The organism is Planococcus sp. APC 3906, assembly GCF_030407685.1.
Taxonomy (GTDB): Bacteria; Bacillota; Bacilli; order Bacillales_A; family Planococcaceae; genus Planococcus; species Planococcus koreensis.
On sequence record NZ_JASDCW010000033.1, the window covers coordinates 25,151 to 31,519 of the forward strand.

Annotated in this window: 9 protein-coding genes; 2 read left to right on the top strand and 7 right to left on the bottom strand. The window is 41.6% G+C overall.

Translation table 11 applies throughout. The annotated features are described in order from the left end of the window. Window positions 1-141 precede the first annotated feature (141 nt). Window positions 142-375, bottom strand: coding sequence for a hexameric tyrosine-coordinated heme protein (locus QMA09_RS15055; protein ID WP_290213684.1), 234 nt, complete (start codon window positions 373-375; stop codon window positions 142-144). A 107-nt stretch (window positions 376-482) separates the two neighbouring features. After that, the gene (gene sdhB, locus QMA09_RS15060) at window positions 483-1,253 is read right to left on the bottom strand and encodes a succinate dehydrogenase iron-sulfur subunit (protein ID WP_290213685.1); all 771 of its coding nucleotides are present in this window, start codon (window positions 1,251-1,253) and stop codon (window positions 483-485) included. A 362-nt stretch (window positions 1,254-1,615) separates the two neighbouring features. Between sdhB and QMA09_RS15065 the strand changes: the two genes are divergently transcribed. Both QMA09_RS15065 and QMA09_RS15070 read left to right on the top strand, forming a co-directional pair. Then, the gene (locus QMA09_RS15065; RefSeq protein ID WP_290213686.1) at window positions 1,616-2,026 is read left to right on the top strand and encodes a hypothetical protein; all 411 of its coding nucleotides are present in this window, start codon (window positions 1,616-1,618) and stop codon (window positions 2,024-2,026) included. Between the two features lie 49 nt (window positions 2,027-2,075). Next, entirely contained in the window at window positions 2,076-2,336 is a 261-nt protein-coding gene (locus QMA09_RS15070; RefSeq protein WP_290213687.1) for a hypothetical protein, read from the top strand. A gap of 170 nt (window positions 2,337-2,506) precedes the next feature. On the opposite strand, the gene yiaA is transcribed toward QMA09_RS15070, so the two are convergent. The 5 genes from yiaA to QMA09_RS15095 form a co-directional block, all read right to left on the bottom strand. Beyond that, window positions 2,507-2,962 carry an inner membrane protein YiaA gene (yiaA, locus tag QMA09_RS15075; protein WP_135504860.1) on the bottom strand — a complete coding sequence of 152 codons (456 nt, stop codon included), beginning with the start codon at window positions 2,960-2,962 and terminating at the stop codon, window positions 2,507-2,509. Between the two features lie 549 nt (window positions 2,963-3,511). Beyond that, window positions 3,512-4,051, bottom strand: a complete 540-nt coding sequence (locus QMA09_RS15080; RefSeq protein WP_290213688.1) for a hypothetical protein — start codon at window positions 4,049-4,051, stop codon at window positions 3,512-3,514. Window positions 4,052-4,156: 105 nt separating this feature from the next. Continuing rightward, complete coding sequence (locus QMA09_RS15085; RefSeq protein WP_290213689.1) at window positions 4,157-4,516, bottom strand: hypothetical protein; 360 nt, start codon at window positions 4,514-4,516, stop codon at window positions 4,157-4,159. Between the two features lie 50 nt (window positions 4,517-4,566). Next, window positions 4,567-5,559 (bottom strand): NADP-dependent oxidoreductase, encoded by a 993-nt coding sequence (locus QMA09_RS15090; protein ID WP_290213690.1) that lies wholly within the window; start codon window positions 5,557-5,559, stop codon window positions 4,567-4,569. Between the two features lie 132 nt (window positions 5,560-5,691). After that, a complete protein-coding gene (locus QMA09_RS15095; protein ID WP_290213691.1) occupies window positions 5,692-6,267 on the bottom strand; it encodes a TetR/AcrR family transcriptional regulator in 576 nt (191 codons plus the stop codon). Window positions 6,268-6,369: the final 102 nt, after the last annotated feature.

Sequence of the window (6,369 nt, forward strand, 5' to 3'; positions counted from 1 at the left end):
TTAGAAGCACTTAAATATAAAACCGGCGGAGAAAAAGGATTTCTTTTTCTCCGCCGGTTTTTTGATATGGGATTGGTTACGGTCTTCCACTCTGCACTTTTAAAACCACCAAGCAACTTATTTCAAATTGAATAAAGGCACTTAGTCTCTCCAGTAATTATTGGCCGCAGCAACTGTTTGAAAATTGATAGCGACGACTTGCGAAGCGAGTGTAAGGCTATCCGCGTTATTTGCGTAAACTGGACGTAATTTTTTACGGACATTTTCATCAGGCTGCGTCAGTCCCACAGCTTTACGTGCTAACTTGACGGCTAAGTTATACCCTTCCTCAGGTGTATCCGTTTTTAATGTCGGCAACCATGATTCTTGGCTCATCAAATTTCCTCCTTTTATTTCAAGAATGAAAACCGGCTGATTTATTCTTCCGAAAGCACAACATATACCCTCATCGATGCGGCTCCTGTATTTTTCAATCTACTTTCCTAATCCACCATCCTGTCACTTCCAAAGAAGTTGCGGAACATTTGAACTGTCGTATCACGGTTCATAGACGAGATGGACGTTGTCAAAGGAATGCCTTTCGGGCAGGACTCCACACAGTTTTGGGCCATACCGCATAATTGGATCCCACCTGGACCCATCAGCAAATTCAAGCGCTCATCTTTATTCATGGCACCCGTGGGATGCGCATTCATCAAGCGCACTTGTGAAATGGGAGCTGCCCCGATAAAGTCAGTTTTGTCATTGACATTCGGACATGCTTCCAAGCAAACTCCGCACGTCATGCATTTGGACAATTCATACGCCCATTGGCGCTTGCGTTCCGGCATGCGGGGACCTTCGCCAAGATCATGAGTTCCATCAATCGGAATCCAAGCCTTCAATTTTTTCAATGTATCGAACATGGTACTTCGGTCGACGATCAAATCACGGACAACCGGAAATGTTTTCATTGGCTGCAGCCGAATGGGCTGTTCCAGCTGATCGACTAACGCTGTACAGGATTGGCGCGCTTTGCCATTGATGACCATAGAGCATGCCCCGCATACTTCCTCCAGGCAGTTCATATCCCATGAAACCGGCGTCGTCTTTTTACCCTCCATATTCACAGGGTTCCGCCGGATTTCCATCAATGCAGAGATGACATTCATGTTCGGACGATACCCTAGCTCGAATTTTTCCCAATAAGAATCTCCATCAGGAGTATCTCGGCGTTCGATTTCTAAAATAACCGTTTTTGCTGCTTCTCCCACAATATATCAATCCTCTTTTCATGGATTTGAGAATATACATCAGGTACAGATTAAAATTTTATCTAATAAAAATTACTGCACTTTAATGATAACATTTATATCTGAATATTTCGAAAATAAATCTCAAAGCACTTCAGTTAACTTCTTAAATGCAGTAAATTGATAAAAGGCTATTTTTTCCTTACTGCCGCCTCTTCTTTTAATATAGACCATGATGGCTGCCGAGACCTTGATGTATATCAAGAGAAATCTCAGAATGACTGTTATTTTGAAGTCCTGAAGGTTTCATTCTTTTTTGAAGGAATTTCCTGTTTGTTTGAAGAATAACAAAATTATCCTATTATTAAAGGCAGTGATTACTTATGAAGTATCAAGAGAAAGATTTCACTCCAGAACTTAAGGCAAATATTCAAGCCATGGAAGCAGCTTTGAAAAAACATAGTGGAATTTTACTTCGAGAAAACCGCTCCATCTTCGAAGAAAAAAACCTTGAATTTTATGCTAGTCTCGATGTTGATGGCCATGATCATTTTCAGCCTGGATATCGGTCTAGCATAGTTATAGGCATCTCCGAAAAAGCCGTTCCCGATGGCGATCTTATTAACATGCAGCTGATTACAATATGGCAATGCGTACGGACCGTTTTAGGGTTAGAGGTTTCAACAAATATACCGGGCAGTAAAATTATTGGAATGTTGGTTGATGAAACTTTGGAAGAACTTAAAGAGGAGCTGGCAGAACATATCGAAGAATTTTTAAACGAAGAATATTAGGAAGTTCTATGATATTTTTCCCTTGCTCTGTCAAATAAGGAGGTTAGACATGGCGCTTTTCTATAAATTCTCTTTTTGGCTGCCGCTTTTAAGTTTCGGGTTAATCACGTTCGAATTGTTTGCGCGTCCTGCGAAATCTCTTGTCTGGACGGTAATCGATCCTGTATTTACATATTTCCATTCTCTTTTGCCGGAAACAGCTAACGCACTTTTTATCCTTCTGCCTCTCCATTTTCTTTTAGCACTGCTCTATGGATTTGCCATTGATACCTTGATCAAAAAGGTTAAGGAGCCACCGCCTAACTTGTAATCCTTGGATCAGCATTCCTAAAAGAAGTTACTAGTGAAATGCATTTTCATCATACCTTTAGCAAAAGTAGCCAATTAATAAGACAAGAAAAGCCTATTGAAAGCCATTCTCTTTCATATACTGAAAAACGCCCAACAGGAAATCTGTTAGGCGTTTTCTTTTTTTGTAATTTACTTATCCTGGTTCGCTTCTTCGGTGTCCCGAACGTTCTTCTGTACAGTAACCACAGCGAACAAACTCAGGACGAACGAGATGCCGTAAAAGCCTTTCTCGCTCAACGTGATGCTTCCCGCGTTGAACAGGCCAATCGCCATGAGCGCAAGCGCCGCAATCAGAGCAAACCAGCTAATGCCGAAATACAGGTTCGTGACACGTATCCCTTCATCACGGTCACGCACTGCTTTTTGAAGCGACACGGCAGCGTACAGGCCGAGAATCAATAAGGTAATATAATAGCCTTTTTCGTTCAATTCCATTGTCGCGTTGTACAACCCGATCAAATATGACGCTACCCCAATCAGCAGGGAACCCCAGGCCGCACCTTTAAATGCGCCTGTCGGTTCGCCAAGCCTGCGTTTCTCTACTGGCTTCTTCTCGAACACATCTTCATCTCTCTCACCCAACATACAATTAGCCCCTCTCGTTTGCAACGCTTCTTAATCTATCGGCAGGACGTCGTTTACAACCGGCTGCAAACTTTTGCGCCCGTTGATCTTTTGGATCAGCAACTAGCCGGCTAGGTTTAAGATGTCTGGATTCACCGCAGCACTTACACTAAGTCGACTTGGTAAGGTACACCGGTTGCCATTGGCTTGCTACCGTATTCTCCCATAGGAACAGTTATATTTTATCATAAGATGCCTGTCTAAATAACTACTGATTAGGCAGAATTTTTAAAGAAAACCCACTCTTTTTGGAAATTCCAAACCTCCATCCATCTTGAACTGGTTAGAATACTCGTTGTTCGTTTGCTTTTATTGTTTTGTATCCATAAATAGGTCCTGGCTGTCTAAAACTGCCTTGCTACTTTCCGCATCTTTATAGGTCCAATAATACTGCAAATAAAAATGAAAATTTTGCATGGGAATTAAAAAACCCAAATGAGCCACTTCTTAAAAGTGTCTGCCATTTGGGTTTCAGTCCAATTCGGGCAATCCGATTTTTCGCTGTTTAATTCAAACTGAACTTTGTTTCAGCTTTCGTTTATCTTGATAAAGTCCGATGGCCAAACCTGCGACCGTTCCGAGTGTACTCATGATAACAATATAGTTCAAGTCGATGCCATTCCAGAACTGCCCTTTCATTAATCCAGCCAGGAAGACGATTGCGGTGAGAACAACTCCTGCAATCAAACTTGTCAGAATGAAAAATCCAAGCTCTTTCTTGCCATGCAAAATCAGTCCCATAAATGTACCGTAAACTGTCGCTGCAGTGACGAAGAAAATAACATTCGGCATGATGTCGCCAATTGGAAGAAGCGAGGAAGCTTCTCCAATCCCGAATCCCACCAAGAACGCCACCACCAGGCCAATCATGCTCAAGCCAACGTTTTTCAGCAAGTTTTTTCGATAGCCAAGCAACACCAGGAACAGCAAACTCCCGACTCCCCCCGTTACAATAGTGATAAACAACCCTGGCGGAAGCAATAAACTGGATCCTAGACTGCTGATGAGAAAAACAAGCAACCCGACAACCAACCCAAATATCCACTTCATCCGAAAACCTCCTCCTACTTATTTATGCCAAATCTCCTTTTCTCTCTATTACTCTATACCCTTATTACTAGAAAATTCTTTCTTATTTATTGAAGAATTTCAGGCTCATTCTTTTAGCGGCAACTTTGTTTTGTCTTCTGCATAATCGGAATATATCGTACCGATCATATCCACATCGGAACAAGTTCCATCACTGCAACTGAAAAGATACGCCTGCTTGTCTGTCTTTACAACTACGACATAATTGTAGGGCTCACTGCCACCTTTACTTCGATCTACGCCTGCCGTGATTGAGTAGACAGTCTCCTTTCCCGCTAATCGCTGATATTCGTCAGTTTCCAGCATCATTTGAGTCATTTCGCCAATAATAACGTCATCATTTTCGTTTGGCGTAGACAGGGAAAGCCAATATTTTTCTGCAACAAGATAAACGTTGGCGCAAAGGCTTGCTGCTAATATCCACATCAGCCTTTTTTTCTATGATTCTTCCCCCTTCTTAACTGGCTTGCTTTCACTTATTTCATTTTTATAATGATTTTCCCTTTCGCTTTTCCCTTCTCCAAATACGCCAAAGCTTTTTGAGCATCTTCAAAACTGAAAACCGTATCAATAACAGGCTTGATCTTTTCTGCTTCCAGCAGTTTTGTCAGCACCTGCAGCTGCTCGGCACTAGGCTTCATAAAAAGGAACGTGTACTGGACATTGTTTTTTCTCGCCAATTTCATCAGTTTTGCACTGGCTAACGAAAACAAGATTTTCTTAACGATCCCTAATCCATTTTCTTCCGCAAACCGGCCCGTAGGCGTTCCAGAAACTGAAACAAGACGGCCTTCTTCTTTCAAAATTGCAAATGATTTTTCTAAGCTTGCTCCCCCGATGGTATCCAATACAGCGTCATATTCATGCAAAACATCTTCAAACTTTTCTTCTTTGTAATTGATCACTCGATCGGCCCCAAGCGTTTTCACTAACCCGCTGCCATCGCTTGCCGTAGTTGCAACCGTTGCTCCCATGGATTTCGCAAGTTGGATCGCAAAAGTTCCTACTCCACCAGCCCCCGCATGAATGAGCACTTTTTGTCCCGCTTTTATCTGGAGAATGTCATGCAATGCCTGGTAAGAAGTTAACCCCACCAAAGGGACGGCTGCGGCTTCGTAGAAACTCAAGTTTATTGGTTTCAAAGCGATATCGTCTTCATGGACTGCCACATATTCCGCGAAAGTCCCGATTTTCTCAGCTCTTGGACGCCCGTATACTTCGTCGCCAACTTTAAACTTTGTCGCTTTATTCCCCAGCTTGATGACTTTGCCTGCAAAATCGTTGCCCAAAGTCAAAGGCATCTTATAGTCAAGGAGCAATTTCAGCTCGCCATTCCGGATCTTTGTATCAAGAGGATTTAAACTTGCTGCATGTATTTCAACCAGCACTTCAAAATCTTCTGCTTCCGGAGTCGGCAATTCTGCAATAATAGGGTCCGCTTTATACTTTTCAATCATCAATGCTTTCATCCTAAATCCTCCACTTCTTGGATTAACAAATTTTTTCTAAGCTTATTTAGTCTGGAAACTTGTTATTGTGCGACTCAATATTTAAGGATAGTATTTCTAGAATGAACATTCTAAAATAGATGAAAAAGAAAGTCAATCCAGCACGGAAAGTGTTAGGTCGACAATGCTTTCAAGTTCTTCTTTTGTGTAATTGGTCTTTATCAATACCCTTAGTCCAAGCAGGTTGTTGTGCAAAAAACGGGACATGGCATCCGGATCGATTTCCTTTGATAAATCGCCGCTTGTTTGTCCCTTCATTATTAGATAACGAAATACCCGTTCTGTTTTTTTAAACAGCTCAGTTGAAATCTGTCCTATTTCTTTATCCAATAGGGATAATTCAACAGCTGCATTGACAGCTAAACAACCTTTTGGGTAATACTCCGCTGCATTTAAGGTGAATGAAAAAACTTCCCTTAAGGCCTGTTTACTTGGTCCACCAGCATTCATCAACTTTACCAGATCATTTGTCAACATCTCTTCATAATAAGCCAAAGACATCAAAAACAATGCTCGTTTGTCGCCAAACGTATCATAGATGCTTCTGCGATGAATTCCCATATGGTCCACCAAATCTTGCAGCGACGTTTTTTCGTACCCTTGTTTCCAAAAAAGCTCCATCGCTTTTTTCAATACTTCTTTTTCGTCAAAAGCTTTATGTCTGCCCATTTTTCTCTCCCCCGGCACCTTGTCTGATTGAAATTACGAAGTATAAATTATTCAAACACTATCTAGAACGTTCATTCTAAATAGGGTAAAAATTAATTGATT